Source organism: Nocardia elegans NBRC 108235, from assembly GCF_001612845.1.
GTDB lineage: Bacteria > Actinomycetota > Actinomycetes > Mycobacteriales > Mycobacteriaceae > Nocardia > Nocardia nova.
The window spans coordinates 37302-52248 of sequence record NZ_BDBF01000056.1 but is presented as its reverse complement, the minus strand read 5'-3'; the positions used below and the strand labels follow the sequence as shown (position 1 = coordinate 52248).

Sequence of the window (14947 nt, the reverse complement as noted above, 5' to 3'; positions counted from 1 at the left end):
AGACGCCGTCGGGTGCCTGCCACCGTTCGGTGAGGGAGTCCGGCAGCCGATCGGCCGCCGGCGCCACCGAGGCCGGATGGGCCGCGGGATCGGATTCGGTGCCGCGGGCGTCGCTCGTCGACCACGCGACAGCGGCCGCGATCGCCACGACAACGGCGATCGCGACTGCGGCATAGAGGTCGGCGCGCGTCCGCCGCTCGGGTGCGAGCACGTCAGCGAGACTAACCGATCCGGCGACTAGGCCGATGCGGCAGTCTGATCGCCACCCGTTGCCGCACTACCGGACTCGTCTGCCGAGACGTCACCGCCGGTGGTGTCACCGCCCTCCGCGGCGGGCTTGCGGCGCCGGCGCCGGCGGCGACGACGCCGCGCCGGCTTGTCGCCCTCGGCTGCTTCGCCCGCGGGCTGGTCGGCCGGAACCGATTGCGCCGCAGTGCTTTCCGTAGTGTCCGTCGCGGACTCGGCCGACTCGGCCGTGGCGCCCTCGGGTGCGTCGACCGCCTTACCACCGCGGGTGCGGCGGCGATTGCGCTTGCGGGGCTGGCGTGCCTCCCGCTCTTCCACGACCGCATCCGGTTCGCGCGCGGGTGCGCGCCGCACGGTTCCGGTCGCGTTCTCCGGAATGCCGAGATCGCTGCGCAGGTGCTCGGAGCGCGAGTAGGTTTCCACCGGCTCGGGCATGCCCAGGCCCAGCGCGGAATCGATGCTCGCCCAGCGATGCAGCTCGTCCCAGTCGACAAGAGTGACCGCGACACCGGTGCGTCCGGCTCGGCCGGTGCGGCCGATGCGGTGCACGTAGGTCTTCTCGTCCTCCGGGCACTGGTAGTTGACGACGTGGGTGACGTCGTCGATATCGATACCGCGGGCGGCGACATCGGTCGCGACCAGCACGTCGATCTTGCCCTTGCGGAATTTGTCCAGCGCCTTCTCACGCGCGATCTGACCCAGATCGCCGTGGACCGCGCCGACGGCGAAACCGCGGTCGGCCAGATCGTCGGCGACCTTCTGGGCGGTGCGCTTGGTGCGGGTGAAGATCATGGTCGCACCGCGGCTCTCGGCCTGCAGAATCCGCGCGATCAATTCGCTCTTGTCCAGCGCGTGGGCGCGGTAGACGAATTGCGCGGTGCGATCGTGCACCGCGGAATCGGAGGGTTCCTCGGCCCGGATATGCGTGGGCTTGTGCAGGAACGTGCGGGCCAGCGTGATGATCGGGCCCGGCATGGTCGCCGAGAACAGCATGGTCTGACGCTGTTCGGGAACCATCGACAGAATGCGCTCGATATCGGGCAGGAAGCCCAGGTCGAGCATTTCGTCGGCTTCGTCGAGCACGAGTACGCCGACCTTGCCCAGGATCAGATGCTGCTGTTCGGCCAGATCCAGCAGACGGCCCGGGGTGCCGACGACGACGTCGACCCCTTCGCGCAATGCGGCGATCTGCGCGTCGTAGGGGCGGCCGCCGTAGATCGAGGTGACGCGCAGGCGTCCCTGCTGATTGCTCAGGTATTTGCCGGCATTCTCCAGATCCTGGGTGACCTGGACGCAGAGTTCCCGCGTCGGCACGATGACGAGCGCGCGGGGCGTGCCGTCCAATGCCGTGGTGCCGGAATCGGCGGTGGAAATTCGGTGCAGCAGCGGTACGCCGAATCCGAAGGTCTTACCCATCCCGGTGCGGGCCTGGCCGATCAGATCGTCGCCGGCCAGCGCGAGGGGGAGGGTCAACTCCTGGATGGCGAATGTGTGTTCGATTCCGATCTCGCCGAGAGCACGCACGATTTCGGGGCGAACGCCCAATTCGGCGAATGTCGGAGTGGTGTGGGTGGAGTCGAGTTCCGCTGTCAGCAGCGTGTCCGCCAACCCGGGTTCTTGTTCAACGGTGATCTTGCTCAGGATTCGTGCCTTCCTCGTGTTGATCGCATCCAGCGCGCACGAGGGTGGATTGGGACCGGATTTCCGGGCCACCACATTTCCGGCGGGTTCCACCTGCACTCTCGCCACCCGGATCGCTGTCCGGGCGCGGCGCAAAGGGTCGCGGATCTGGTGCGCGCACATTTTCGGCGGGCGTCGGTTACCCCTTGTCGCACTGCCTCGACCACCGGTCCCGATATACCGGCCGGGATATGGCGGTGCGAGCGAAAATTTCCGTTGCCCATAGAGATTGTAGCGTGATAGTTTTCTTCGCCTCGCTCGCGCTGTCGTGGGCGGCTGCTCGGTGTCCGGTCCGGCTGCGGCACACGGTAATTCGTCCGACCGGCGAAATTGCGCGGGCGATGAGAACGGCGATTGCCCGGAAGTATGTGCAGGCGTGCCGCGGGTTCGATATGTCCGCTTTTCCCCTCGGTGCGAGCGGATTCCACGGGCGGTCCCGGCCGGGCGTGGCCCAGCCCACATATGTGAGACGATGTGTCACACGATAAATTGGTCGCTGTGAGCTTGGCAGAGACGGTGGGCGTCGCGGCCCGCAACGCATGGGCGCTGACCTTCGGCGACGGCATCGAAGCGCCTGTTCCCACTCCCTCGACGGTGCTCTGGGACGAACCGCACCGGCTGCTGCGACGCTACGACGTCGATCCCGCCGGACCCCCGCCCGCCGACGACACGGCGGTGCTGATGGTTCCGCCGCTGGCGGCCCCCGCGGTGTGCTTCGACCTGCGCCCGGACCAGAGTATGGCTCGCTTCCTGCTGGAGATCGGCCGCCGCCCCTATCTGGTCGACTACGGCGAGATCGGCTTCGCCGACCGCCGCATGGGATTCGAGGACTGGGTCGACGACATTCTGCCCGAGGCGGTGCGCCGCGTCTCGGCCGATCGTGACGGTGCTCCCGTCGATCTGGTCGGCTGGTCCCTCGGCGGCGTGCTGTCGCTGCTCACCGCCGCGGCCGACGCGACCTTGCCGATTCGCTCCGTGACCGCAGTCGGCGCACCGCTGGACTACAACCGGGTGAACGGGGTCCCGCAGGTGCGCGCGCTGGCGCGCATCGACGGCGGGCGCACGGTGTCGAACCTGGTCCGGGCGGCCGGCGGTGTTCCGGCGCCGCTGACCCGCCTCGCCTACCGCGCCGCCGCCTGGGAGCGGGAATTGCGCCGGCCGATGTTCCTGGCCGGCAATCTGACCGATTCGGCGACGCTGGCCCGAATGGAGACGATCGACCGGTTCCAGTCCCGGCTGCCCGGCTACCCCGGCCGCTTCTACAACCAGCTGTGGAGCCGGTTCATGCTCGCCAACGACATCGGCAAGGGCGTGGTGCACGTCGGCGCCCGGCCGATCGAGCTGGCCGAGATCACCGCGCCGGTACTGCTGGTGGGTGGGACCGACGACGTGATCACTCCCGCGGCGGCGGTGGCGCACGGGCAGCGAACGCTGACCGGCGCCCGCGAGGTGCGATACGAGACCTCGCCCGGCAGTCATCTGGGCATCCTGATCGCCCGCGACACCACGTGGGGCTACCTGGAGAAATTTCTGGGCGACCAGGCATGATCCGGCGAAGCGGCGGCGACAGCTGTCCGCCGGTTCGGACCTGCCGGTGTGAAGCGCGGCCGGCGGGGGAACTCTTTTCGGCGCCGCGCCGCCGCCCCCTCCGGGCGCCGACCCACTAGGGTGATGGTCATGGGTGCAAACACATCTGGCGCGCTGGGTGTTTCGACCGAATCCGATCATCGAATCCCCGCCGACCATCTCGGTGTCACCGATCTGTTCGCGGTTCTCGCCTACGGTGAGATCTCCGCGTTCTACCGCCTGGCGGAAGAGGCGAAATTATCGCCCACGCTGCGGGGCAAGGTGGCGGTGGCGAAGATGGCCGCCGCCGAGATGGAGCATTTCGAGACGCTCGAGCGGGCGCTGCAGGGGCGTGGCGTCGACGTCTTCGACGCGATGGCGCCGTTCGTGCGGGCCCTGGACGCCTACCACGCCTCGACCGATCCCTCGAACTGGCTCGAGTCGATGGTCAAGTTCTATGTCGGCGACGGTATCGCCGCCGACTTCTACGCGGTGCTCGCCGATGCGCTGGCGCCGGAGGTGGCCGCGGTCGTGCGCGATGTGCTGGCCGAGACCCACCACTCGGAATTCGTCATCGAGGAGGTGCGCCGGGCGGTCACCGTCAGCCGCTCCGAGCGCGACCGGCTCACGCTGTGGGGCCGCCGGCTGCTCGGCGAGGCCATCACCCAGGCGCAGTATGTGATGGCCCAGCGCGACGAGCTGACCGAACTGGTGCTCACCGCCACCGGCGACCTCAACGGGGTGGCAGCGCTGTTCGAACGGATGCAGAACTCGCATGCCGAGCGGATGCGTGTGCTGAGCCTGGGATGAGCCGCTCGCGACGGCCGTCGGGACCGTCGGCTGTTCGCTGACAGCACAGGCAGGCGCATCGTCTCCGACCCGTTCGCTGCACTAGCCTGGGCAGCGACACCATCTGGACTCTAGGAGGTTGGCCGTGGAGGTCAAGATCGGCATTTCGGATAGCCCGCGGGAACTGGTCATCGCCAGCTCGCAGACCCCGGAGGAGGTCGAGGCGCTGGTATCCGGCGCGCTGAGCGGTTCGGGCGGTGTGCTGACCCTCGAGGACGAGAAGGGCCGCAAGTACCTGATTCAGGCCGCGAAGGTGGCCTACGTCGAAATCGGCACCTCCACCAGCGGCCGCGTGGGTTTCGCCGCGGTGTAGAAGGCGCCTGCGGTCGAAGTAGCTGCGGGCATGATGAACGAAAGGCCCCGGCCTGCTGTCGAAGCAAGCCGGGGCCGAAACGTCTGCCTGATTTCCCGAGGACATGGGTAACTCGCCGGGCACGCCCAGAAGGTGCATGCGCTCTCAACGCAGGACCGGGCAGAAACCTACGCGGCACTCACTTGTACGCAAAATACGCGGAGAGGCGGGGGAGCGCTCTCAGCGCTGGGAGAGTGGCACGCGGGACAGACCGCCCCAGCAGAGCTGGACGGTGGTGTCGACGGCCTCTTCCTTCGGGATCGGCCGGTCCGCCTCGAGCCAGTAGCGCGCTGTGATCTGGCTGGCGCCCACGAGTCCCACGGCCAGAATGCGGGCGCGGTAGGGGTCCAGTCCGGAATCGTGGGCGACGAGGTCGAACACCGCGTCCACGCAGGCCTCGGTGGCCTGTTCGACGCGCCGCTGCACCTGCGGCTCGCTGGTCAGGTCGGATTCGAAAACCAGTCGGAAACCCTGGGTTTCGTGGTCGACGAAGTCGAAGTACGCCGCGACGGCGGCCCGGACGCGCTGCCGGTTGTCGGTGGTCGACCGCAGCGCCTGGCGGACACTCGACACCAAAGCGTCGATGTAGTTCTGCAGGACCGCCAGATACAGTTCGAGCTTACTCGAAAAGTGCTGGTACAGAACGGGTTTGGAGACGCCGGCGCATTGCGAGATCTCGTCCATGCCGGCGGCGTGGTAGCCGCGCAGCACGAAGACCTCGCTGGCCGCGGCGAGCAGCTGGGCACGGCGGGCCTCCCGGGGTAGGCGAGTTCCGCGCTTGCTCGGTGCCATGGCCTCGGACGACAGTCGCGAGGACGTCATCCGGTCCACGAGGTCAGTCATTTCGGTTCTCCCAGTCGATTCCCGGCGGGAACGTGGATGTGCACGGTATTCAACGAACGATACTCGTTCGTGATGCAGCCCGCTGCGGGTCGGCTGCACTGGCTGGGAAGCCGATCCCGTTCCTGCCGTTGTGGTATTCGAATAACCTTCCACACCTATTGGCAACCTGTCAGTAACTGGCCGCCGTGAGAAATCTCGCACAGTGGTGAGATTTCTCGCAACCCCGGCCGGTCAACGGCAGGTATGTAGATGTCGCCGAACGGCCTGTGAGAATCTGTTCGGGTGAGCGAACAACGGGGCAGAACGACCGGCGGGCCCGATTCGCCTCGCCCCGCAGGTGTTCTGGCCGCGCGCGCGGAATCGGCCGCTACCGGTCGGCGTGACCGGCAGCTACCTACGGAAAGCTCCGAATTCTACGATCCGCTCGGCCTGTATTCCGGCAACGGCCACGGCGATCGTTCCCATCAACCGCTGCGTGCGAAATGGGATCCGACCGGCGCCCACGACGCGGCGAATCGGCCACGGCCGGAACGCGATACGAAGAAGCAGAGCGCGCTGGGGCGGTTCGTCTCCACCTACGGCTGGCGGGCCTACGCGCTTCCGGTACTGGTGATCATCACCGTGTTGGTGATCGTGGACGCCGTCAAGGGGGGTACCGACACCTCCGGCGGCTCCACCCCCGCCCTGGGCCGGCTCAGCCAGCACACCAGCAAGGCCGGCATCATCGGCGCACCACCCAAGGGCGACGGTAAGTTCGCCGGCGATCCGCCCTCCGGCGCGCTGCCCGCGGGCGGGGCGTTCACGGAGACCGCGGCGGGCACCTGGCATATCGTTCCCGGCGCATCGGCGCAGGTCGGGGCCGGTCAGGCGCATCTGTTCACCTACACCGTCGAGGTCGAGAACGGAGTCGACACCACCTCGCTCGGCGGGGACGATTCGGTGGCCAAGATGGTGGACGCCACCCTGGCCAACCCGAAGAGCTGGACCCACGATCCGCGCTTCGGCTTCCGCCGGATCGACAACGGCGAACCGGATTTCCGGGTCTCGCTGACCTCCCGGCAGACCACCAAATCGGCCTGCGGTTTCGAAATCCCGATCGACTCCTCCTGTTACAACTCCGATCTCGGCCGCGTGGTTCTCTCCGAGGTGCGCTGGGTGCGCGGCGCCACCGATTTCGAGGGCGATATCGGCTCCTACCGGCAGTATCAGATCAACCACGAGGTCGGTCACGCCATCGGCTACCACGAACATCAGCCGTGCGAGATCGACGGCGGATTGGCGCCGGTGATGATGCAGCAGACCTTCGGCACCCGCAACAACGACATCGCGACCCTGGACCCGCAGGGTGTGGTGCCGATGGACGGGAAAAGGTGCCGCTTCAACCCCTGGCCGTATCCCCGCGGGTGACGACGGCATGCCAACGCCACAGCTGATCTCGGGAGTACATGGGTAACTCGCCGGGGACGGGCTACGCCGAGCGGGCAGCCAAACGCCGGCCCGACCCGCAAGTCTTGCGGCAGGCGGCGGCACGCTAAAGTCGCGGAGAGGCGGTACTGGGAAGAACGGCCCGATTCGCCGCGTTGCACCGATCAGCCCTAACGGCGAATTCGATTCGAGGAGTCTGCGACGTGTCATCACCACAGTCCCTGCCGCCACTGGTCGAACCGGCCGCGGAGCTGACCAGGGATGAGGTCGCCCGCTACAGCCGGCATCTGATCATTCCCGATGTCGGGATGGACGGGCAGAAACGCCTGAAGAATGCCAAGGTGCTGGTGATCGGTGCGGGTGGTCTGGGCTCACCGGCGCTGCTGTATCTGGCCGCCGCCGGTGTCGGCACGCTCGGCATCGTGGAGTTCGACGAGGTGGACGCGTCGAATCTGCAGCGGCAGATCATCCACGGCGAATCCGATATCGGTCGCAGCAAGGCCGACAGTGCGCGCGATTCGATTCTGGAGATCAATTCCGGCGTCGAGGTGGTGCTGCACAAGATCCGCCTGGAGCCGGAGAACGCGGTCGACCTGTTCGCGCAGTACGACCTGATCGTCGACGGCACCGACAACTTCGCCACCCGCTATCTGGTCAACGACGCCGCCGTGCTGGCCGGTAAGCCGTACGTGTGGGGGTCGATCTATCGGTTCGAGGGCCAGGTGTCGGTGTTCTGGGAGGACGCCCCCGACGGCCCGAACGGTGAGAAGCGCGGCATCAACTACCGCGACCTGTACCCCGAGGCGCCGCCGCCGGGCATGGTCCCGTCCTGCGCCGAGGGCGGTGTGCTGGGTGTGCTGTGCGCGTCGATCGGTTCGATCATGGTCACCGAGGCCATCAAACTGATCACCGGCATCGGCGAGACCCTGCTCGGCCGGCTGATGGTCTACGACGCACTGGATATGAACTACCGCACCATCAAGCTGCGGCGCGATCCCGAGCGTCAGCCCATCACCGAACTCATCGACTACGAGGCGTTCTGCGGTGTGGTCTCCGAGGAGGGCCAGGCCGCTGCGGTGGGTTCCACGGTGACCGCGCGCGAGCTGAAGGACATGCTCGACGCGGGCAAGGACGTCGCCATCATCGACGTTCGCGAACCGGTGGAGTGGGACATCGTCCGCATCGACGGCGCGACCCTGATCCCCAAGGACCGCATCCTGTCCGGCGAGGCGCTTGCCGAACTTCCGCAGAACACACCGATCGTGCTGCACTGCAAGACCGGCATCCGCTCAGCGGAGGCACTGGCTGCTTTGAAGCGCGCCGGATTCTCCGACGCGACCCACCTCCAGGGCGGAATCGTCGCCTGGGCCAACCAGGTCGACCCGAGCCTGCCTGTCTACTGACCCGGACGTTTCGTCGATGTTGTCCCGTAGCTCCGCTACGGGACAGGCCCACTGATTTCGCGAGAACATGGGTAACTCGCCGGGTACGCCCAAGGCCTTTTCGGCTCCCTACCTGGGACCGGGCTGGTACTCGCGTGGCACTTACCGGTACGCAGAGGCCCGGGGTGGCGGCACAGTAAAAGTTCCGGGGAGGCGGCTCAGCGCGTTGTCTCGAGTGGACAAGTCGCCGGGGTTACGGTACGGCCGTGACATCTGTCGAACCTCCGGAGTATGTGCGGGCCACCTTCGGGCTGCGCGAAGTGTCCCCGGTCGCGCTGGGCGACTGGGACGGTGGGTGGCGGTGCGGAGAGGTCGTGCTCAGCCCGGTGGCCGACCACGCCCGGGCAGCGTGGTCGGCGAAGGTCCGGGAAACACTGCAGGTGGACGGGGTGCGGCTGGCGCGGCCGGTGCGCGCCACCGACGGTCGCTACGTGGTGTCCGGCTGGCGTGCCGATACCTATATGGACGGCACCCCGGAACCGCGCCACGACGAGGTGGTGTCGGTGTCACTACGCCTGCACCACGCCACCGCGCGGCTGGAGCGCCCGCGCTTCCTGGTCCAGCAGCCGATCGCGCCGTGGGTCGATGTCGACGTGTTCGTCGCCGCGGACCGGGCCGCGTGGGAGTCGGTGCCGCTGCGCAGCCTGAAAGCCGGCGGCATGCTGCCGGTGACCACGCCGGACGGCCGCCACAGCATCGATATGCTGGCGCAGCTGGCGACGCTGCGCAAACCGGTGCAGATCCCGTCGCAGCTGGTGCACGGCGATCTGTTCGGCACGGTGTTGTTCGCGAACGGCCAGGCGCCGGGGCTCACCGACATCGCCCCCTACTGGCGGCCCGCGTCCTGGGCGGCCGGGGTGATCGTGGTCGACGCGCTCTCCTGGGGCGGTGCGGATCCGGGTCTGCTCGAGCGATGGTCGGATCTGCCGGAGTGGCCGCAGATGTTGTTGCGCGCGGTCATGTTCCGGCTCGCGGTGCACGCGCTGCATCCGCGGTCGACGGCGGAGGCGTTTCCCGGTCTGGCGCATACCGCCGACATGATCCGCTTGATGCTCTAGCGGGCCCGCCGATCGGATGCGACCGGCGAGCCCGCAGTCTGTGCGAGGGTCTTAGATGCCCGCGTGGGCCAGTGACGGCACCCGCCCGACGGCGAACGACGAGCGCAGATAGAACCACCAGGTGAGCCCGCCCATCATCAGGAAGGCGACGGCGTAGGCCCAGAAGGCCGGTGCCATCCCGCCGAAGTGGATGTTGGATTCCCGCAGCGCCTGCTGCAGCACCCACCCGCCGGCCGCGCCCACCGCGCCGACCACACCGATCGCCGCACCCGCCTGCCGCTTGGCCGCGGCCAGGGCGGTCGCCGGGTCCTGGCCGTGTTCGGCGGCGCGGCGCTTGGCCTCGGCGCCGAAGATCGAGGGGATCATGCGGTAGGTGGAGCCGTTGCCGATGCCCGACAGCACGAACAGCAGCAGGAACGAGATCAGATACAGCGGGAAGTTCTTCACCGAGAGCGCGGCCACGATCAGCGCGGTGGCGCCGGCCATACCGGCGAAGACGTAGACCGTGATCCGGGCGCCGGTGAACCGGTCCGCGATCCAGCCGCCGAAGGGCCGGCTCAGCGATCCGACGAACGCGCCGAGGAAGGCGAGATTGCCGATCGTGGACATCCAGCCGATCTTCGCCAGGTCGGGGAAGGTGGATTTGAGCAGGGTGGGGAAGGCGAACGAGAAGCCGATGAACGATCCGAAGGTGCCGATGTAGAGCACCGCCATGATCCAGGTGTGCCGATTGGTCAGGGCCAGCCGATAGGAGCTGCCGTCGGATTTCGCGCCGGTGATCGAATCCATGTACCGCAGCGCGCCGAACATGGCGACGAGGACGAACGGAATCCACACCAGCACCGCGAGGGTGATGCCGAACCGGTAACCGGCCGGATCCTTGGCCGTGAGATGGGTGCCGAGGGTGATGATCAGCGGCACCAGCAGCTGGGTCTGCGCGACGCCCATATTGCCGCCCGCGGCGTTGATTCCGAGCGCGGCGCCCTTCTTCCCCTCGGGATAGAAGAAATTGATATTCGCCATCGACGAGGAGAAATTGCCGCCACCCACGCCCGCGAGCGCGGCCAGCACCATGAACACCCAGAACGGCGTGCCGGGCTGATTGACGAAATAGACCAGGCCCAGCGTCGGCAGCAGCAACATCCCCGCGCTGAACACGGTGAACGCGCGGCCACCGAATTTCGGGATGGCGAAGGTGTAGGGCACGCGCAACGCGGCGCCGACGAGTGTGGGGGTGGAGGTGAGCAGTAGCGAATTGGCGACGGCGTCGGGGCCGCTCAGATAATGAAAGCCCGCCGAACCCATGGCGGTGACCACGCTGGCCCACAGCACCCAGATGCTGAATCCGAGATTCTCGGAGAAGACCGAGAAGGCGAGATTCTTACGGGCGGTGCGTTTTCCGCCGTTCTCCCAGAAGGTTTCGTTGTCGGGCTCCCAGTGATCGAGCCAGCGGCCGCGGGCCTGATAGTGGAAGTCGGGAGCGGCGGTGGCCGATATCGCGGCGTCGGTGGTAGTCATCGGCGCGTTCCTCTCGAAGGGGTGTGACCGCCCTCATCTCGGGGACCCTGAGGTGCGGGTCCGGCGGTCGCATCCACGGTAGGAAGGCGAAATTACGTCCGATTCACGCTCCGTGACGTTCGCAGCAACACTCGCTCACCCCGCGACCGGCACCATGGTGACGAATCGTTTACCTGCCGCGGAATCCGTCACCGTTCGGGGTATTCGGCGATGAGCGAGCCGAGGAAGCAGTTGGCGGCGCGAGCGGCCCGATCGGAGTCGCCGTCGATCACGGCGTGGACCAGCTCGGCGTGTTCGTCGTGATACTGGTTGCCGTATTTGGTTGTGCGGGAACGGATCACGTCCTCGATCACCGGCAGCAGCGAATCGTAGAACTCGAGGTAGACGGTGTTGTGGCTGGCCGCGACGATGGCGCGGTGCAGGGCCACGTCCGCGTCGACCGCCGCGGTGCTGTCGGTATCCCAGACCTGGCTGCGCCGGTCGAGCAAGCGCAGCAGGGTCTGCACGTCGTTGTCGTCGCGGCGCTGTGCGGCCAGCCGGGCAGCCTGTACGTCGAGGGCCTGACGCAGTTCCAGGACGTCGCGTTCCACGGCGTCGGCGAAGTATTTGGTGAGGGTGCCGCCCAGATCGGACGCGGCGATGACGTAGGTGCCCGAACCCTGCCTGCGTTCGAGCATGCCGGCGTGCACGAGCGCCTGCACCGCTTCGCGCACGGTATTGCGGCCGGTGCCGGTCAATTCGGTGAGTTCCGGCTCGGTCGGGATGCGAGAGCCGATCGGCCAACGCCCCGAACGGATTTCAGCGCGCAGCTGTTCGGTGACCTGAGCGATGAGGCTGGTGCGCCGGACTGGTTGCACGGCCAACAGAGTACCCCTCCTCACATTTGTTGCTCGCTTTCATCCAATCATCCTATGATTTCTCGGTGACCGTCACCAATCTGCAGTCGACTACCGACATCCGGCGCCGCGGCCTGGCCGAGGGCCGGATTCTCGTCCTGGTCGCGATCGTCGTCTCGGCGCTCACGCTGCGTGTGGCGGTCACCGCCTTCACCCCGCTCGCCGAGCGGATCGGCGCCGATATCGGCTATTCCACGGCCATCGTCGGTGTCTTCGGCATGATCCCGACCGCCATGTTCGCGCTGGCCGGATTGATCACCCCGATCTTCGTGCGCCGGCTGGGTCTGGAACGCACCGCGCTGGTCGCCATGTGCATGGCCGGGGCCGGGCAGCTCACCCGGGCGCTGGTGCCCGACACCTGGGAGTTGCTGAGTCTGTCCGCGCTGGCGCTGGCCGGTATGGGCATCGGCAATGTCGTGATTCCGCCGCTGGTCAAGCGCTATTTCGCCGATCGGCTGGCGGTGCTGAGCTCGGTGTACATCACGATGGTGCAGATCGGCACCGTGGTGCCGGCGCTGATCGCGGTCCCGGTCGCGGACGCGGCCGGCTGGCGGGTCTCGCTCGGGTTGTGGGCGCTACTCGGTTTCGCGGCCGCGGTGCCGTGGCTGGGTGTGCTGCGCGAGCGGCGCGGCCGCGATCGCGTGGACACCACCGCGCTCGCCGAGGTGCCGGGCGAACAGCCCGCGCGCGCCGGGAACATCCGGCGTTCGCCGCTGGCGTGGGGGATGGCCGCGATGTTCGGTATGACCTCGTTGATCACCTATTCCATGTTCACCTGGCTGCCCAAGATTCTCGCCGATGCGGGCGCCGACGCGGCCTACGGCGGCACGATGGTCGCCTTCTTCTCCTTCATCGGTTTGGCGGCCGCGCTGACCGCGCCCTCCTTCACCGCCCGTATCCGCAATCCGTTTCCGGTCGTGATCGTCTGCGCCATCGCGTTTTTCGCCGCCTTCGCCGGACTGCTCGTCGCCCCGATGGGCGCGCCCTGGCTCTGGGTGCTGCTGCTGGGCATGGGACCGAGCACCTTCCCGATGGCGCTCACGCTGATCAATCTGCGGACCCGCACCCAGGCCGGTTCGGCGGCGCTGTCCGGATTCACCCAGGGCATCGGCTACACCGTCGCGTGTGTGGGTCCGCTGCTGTTCGGTGTGCTGCACAGTGCGGTCGGCGGATGGGGCGCGCCCTTCGCGCTGCTGGCGGTTGCCGTCCTGGTGCTCGTGGCCGGCGCCTGGCAGGCGTGCAAGCCGCGCATGCTCGAGGACACCTGGCACTGATCGGCGTCGGGGCCGCGACCTTTCGGCAATTTCACCGCTCGGGTTGCGCCGCGGTGAGCTTGTGTCCATGATGTGAGCCGACGCCCGACTATTGTGGCCCGGGCCACTCGCCGGCATCGACCTCACCGAGTCCGTGTGTGAGCGTCGGTACTTTGTGACGCACGGAAACCGTTGTGTCATATGGGCGAAACAATGCCCCGGTTCTCACCGGGAAATCGCCGAATGCGTGAGCAACCGTTGATTTGCGCGTCATGTGGCGCAGCATCGCGGCAATACCCGTTTCCTACCTTGGGGCCAACCGGATTTCAGGAGGCCCTGTTGAGCACGCTGACGCGTAACCACGACATCGAGCAGTGGGATGCCGAGGATGTCGCGGCCTGGGAGGCCGGCGGCAAGAACATCGCCCGTCGCAATCTGATCTGGTCGGTCGTCGCCGAACATGTCGGATTCTCGGTGTGGTCGATCTGGTCGGTGATGGTGCTGTTCATGCCGACGGACAAGTTCGGCATCGACGCCGCCGGAAAGTTCTTCCTCGTCGCCATGCCGACGCTGGTCGGCGGCATTCTGCGCATTCCCTACACCGTCGCCACCGCGCGCTTCGGTGGCCGCAACTGGACGATCTTCAGCGCGCTGATGCTGCTGGTCCCGACGCTGCTGACGCTGTACTTCATCAACCAGCCGGGCACGTCCTACACCACGTTCATGGTGGTGGCGGCGTTCGCCGGCCTGGGCGGTGGCAACTTCGCCTCCTCGATGACCAATATCAACGCCTTCTACCCGCAGCGGCTCAAGGGCTGGGCGCTGGGCATGAACGCCGGTGGCGGCAATATCGGCGTCCCGGTGATCCAGTTGATCGGCCTGCTGGTGATCGCCACGCTCGGCAATTCGTACGCGTCGGTCGTCTGCCTGGTGTACCTGGCGTTCATCGCGATCGCCGGACTCGGCGCCGCGCTCTATATGGACAATCTGCGCAATCAGAAGGCCGACCTGGGCTACATGCTGGAGTCGCTGAAGGTTCCGCAGTCCTGGGCGATCGCCTTCCTGTACATCGGGACCTTCGGCTCGTTCATCGGCTTCAGCTTCGCCTTCGGCCAGATTCTGCAGATCGGCTTCAAGGCCGGGGGTGATTCGGCCGCCCAGGCGAGTCTGCACGCCGCGCAGATCGCCTTCATCGGCCCGCTGCTGGGTTCGCTGGCCCGCCCCTACGGCGGCAAGATGGCCGACCGCTTCGGCGGCAGCCGCGTCACGCTGGCCGGGTTCGCCGGAATGATGGTCGCGGCGGTCGTGGTCGCGGTGTCCAGTGTGGCCGCCGACCACAACGGCGGCGTGGCCTCGGGGGCGACCATGGTCGCCCTGGTCTGCGGATTCATCGCCCTGTTCGTGCTCTCGGGAATCGGCAACGGGTCGGTCACCAAGATCATCCCGTCGGTGTTCGACGCGAAGTCCAAGAGCCTCCCGGTGAGCCCCGCGGAGCAGGCCGCCTGGTCGCGCAACACCTCGGGCGCGCTGATCGGCTTCGTCGGCGCGATCGGCGCCCTGGGTGGGGTGGCCATCAACCTGGTGCTGCGCTCCTCCTACGCCTCCACCAATTCCGCCACCACCGCGTTCTGGGTGTTCCTGGGCTTCTACGTCGTCTGCGCGACCGTCGTCTGGTCGGTCTTCCTGCGTCGGCCCGGAATGCGTTCGCCGCGAAGCGGTTCCGGTGTCGTCGCCGAGGCGGAGGCCCTGGTGCTCGAGGCCGAACGGTCGCCGGAAACCGATACCACCCAGTCCACCACCTCGGCTCGCGCCTGACCAT

At 67.3% G+C, this 14947-nt stretch carries 12 protein-coding genes and 1 pseudogene; 8 read left to right on the top strand and 5 right to left on the bottom strand.

From position 1 onward, the window contains the following. Both NE2_RS30185 and NE2_RS30180 read right to left on the bottom strand, forming a co-directional pair. Positions 1-211, bottom strand: a pseudogene (locus NE2_RS30185) (Rv3212 family protein); the annotation flags it as partial. A gap of 26 nt (positions 212-237) precedes the next feature. Further along, entirely contained in the window at positions 238-1854 is a 1617-nt protein-coding gene (locus NE2_RS30180; RefSeq protein WP_233429921.1) for a DEAD/DEAH box helicase, read from the bottom strand. Between the two features lie 570 nt (positions 1855-2424). Between NE2_RS30180 and NE2_RS30175 the strand changes: the two genes are divergently transcribed. The 3 genes from NE2_RS30175 to NE2_RS30165 all read left to right on the top strand — a co-directional run bounded on the left by NE2_RS30175 (position 2425) and on the right by NE2_RS30165 (position 4654). Then, a complete protein-coding gene (locus NE2_RS30175) occupies positions 2425-3474 on the top strand; it encodes an alpha/beta fold hydrolase (protein WP_063031584.1) in 1050 nt (349 codons plus the stop codon). A 129-nt stretch (positions 3475-3603) separates the two neighbouring features. Next, positions 3604-4302: a ferritin-like fold-containing protein gene (locus NE2_RS30170; RefSeq protein ID WP_063010276.1), complete on the top strand. Its 699-nt coding sequence runs from the start codon at positions 3604-3606 to the stop codon at positions 4300-4302. Positions 4303-4426: 124 nt separating this feature from the next. Beyond that, positions 4427-4654: a DUF3107 domain-containing protein gene (locus NE2_RS30165; RefSeq protein ID WP_030515993.1), complete on the top strand. Its 228-nt coding sequence runs from the start codon at positions 4427-4429 to the stop codon at positions 4652-4654. A 219-nt stretch (positions 4655-4873) separates the two neighbouring features. Here NE2_RS30165 and fasR read toward each other — a convergent pair whose 3' ends face one another. Beyond that, positions 4874-5536, bottom strand: coding sequence for an HTH-type transcriptional activator FasR (gene fasR / locus NE2_RS30160; protein ID WP_030515992.1), 663 nt, complete (start codon positions 5534-5536; stop codon positions 4874-4876). Between the two features lie 429 nt (positions 5537-5965). Between fasR and NE2_RS30155 the strand changes: the two genes are divergently transcribed. From NE2_RS30155 to NE2_RS30145, 3 genes are all read left to right on the top strand, one after another. After that, the gene (locus tag NE2_RS30155) at positions 5966-6943 is read left to right on the top strand and encodes a DUF3152 domain-containing protein (protein WP_063031599.1); all 978 of its coding nucleotides are present in this window, start codon (positions 5966-5968) and stop codon (positions 6941-6943) included. A 221-nt stretch (positions 6944-7164) separates the two neighbouring features. After that, positions 7165-8364, top strand: coding sequence for an adenylyltransferase/sulfurtransferase MoeZ (moeZ, locus tag NE2_RS30150; RefSeq protein WP_062963480.1), 1200 nt, complete (start codon positions 7165-7167; stop codon positions 8362-8364). A gap of 245 nt (positions 8365-8609) precedes the next feature. After that, a complete protein-coding gene (locus NE2_RS30145) occupies positions 8610-9461 on the top strand; it encodes a TIGR02569 family protein (RefSeq protein WP_063031582.1) in 852 nt (283 codons plus the stop codon). A gap of 51 nt (positions 9462-9512) precedes the next feature. Here NE2_RS30145 and NE2_RS30140 read toward each other — a convergent pair whose 3' ends face one another. Continuing rightward, the gene (locus tag NE2_RS30140) at positions 9513-10979 is read right to left on the bottom strand and encodes an MFS transporter (protein ID WP_063031580.1); all 1467 of its coding nucleotides are present in this window, start codon (positions 10977-10979) and stop codon (positions 9513-9515) included. Between the two features lie 188 nt (positions 10980-11167). Next, entirely contained in the window at positions 11168-11836 is a 669-nt protein-coding gene (locus NE2_RS30135) for a FadR/GntR family transcriptional regulator (protein ID WP_030515987.1), read from the bottom strand. A 65-nt stretch (positions 11837-11901) separates the two neighbouring features. Between NE2_RS30135 and NE2_RS30130 the strand changes: the two genes are divergently transcribed. Continuing rightward, entirely contained in the window at positions 11902-13149 is a 1248-nt protein-coding gene (locus tag NE2_RS30130) for an MFS transporter (RefSeq protein ID WP_233429920.1), read from the top strand. Between the two features lie 315 nt (positions 13150-13464). Beyond that, on the top strand, positions 13465-14943 hold the full coding sequence (locus tag NE2_RS30125) for a nitrate/nitrite transporter (protein WP_227463199.1): 1479 nt from the start codon (positions 13465-13467) through the stop codon (positions 14941-14943). Positions 14944-14947: the final 4 nt, after the last annotated feature.

Excerpts from the sequence above, each read along its gene's own strand:
- NE2_RS30170 (WP_063010276.1), top strand. The coding sequence starts at position 3,604 with ATGGGTGCAAACACATCTGGCGCGCTGGGTGTTTCGACCGAATCCGAT.
- fasR (WP_030515992.1), bottom strand. The coding sequence starts at position 5,536 with ATGACTGACCTCGTGGACCGGATGACGTCCTCGCGACTGTCGTCCGAG.
- NE2_RS30140 (WP_063031580.1), bottom strand. The coding sequence starts at position 10,979 with ATGACTACCACCGACGCCGCGATATCGGCCACCGCCGCTCCCGACTTC.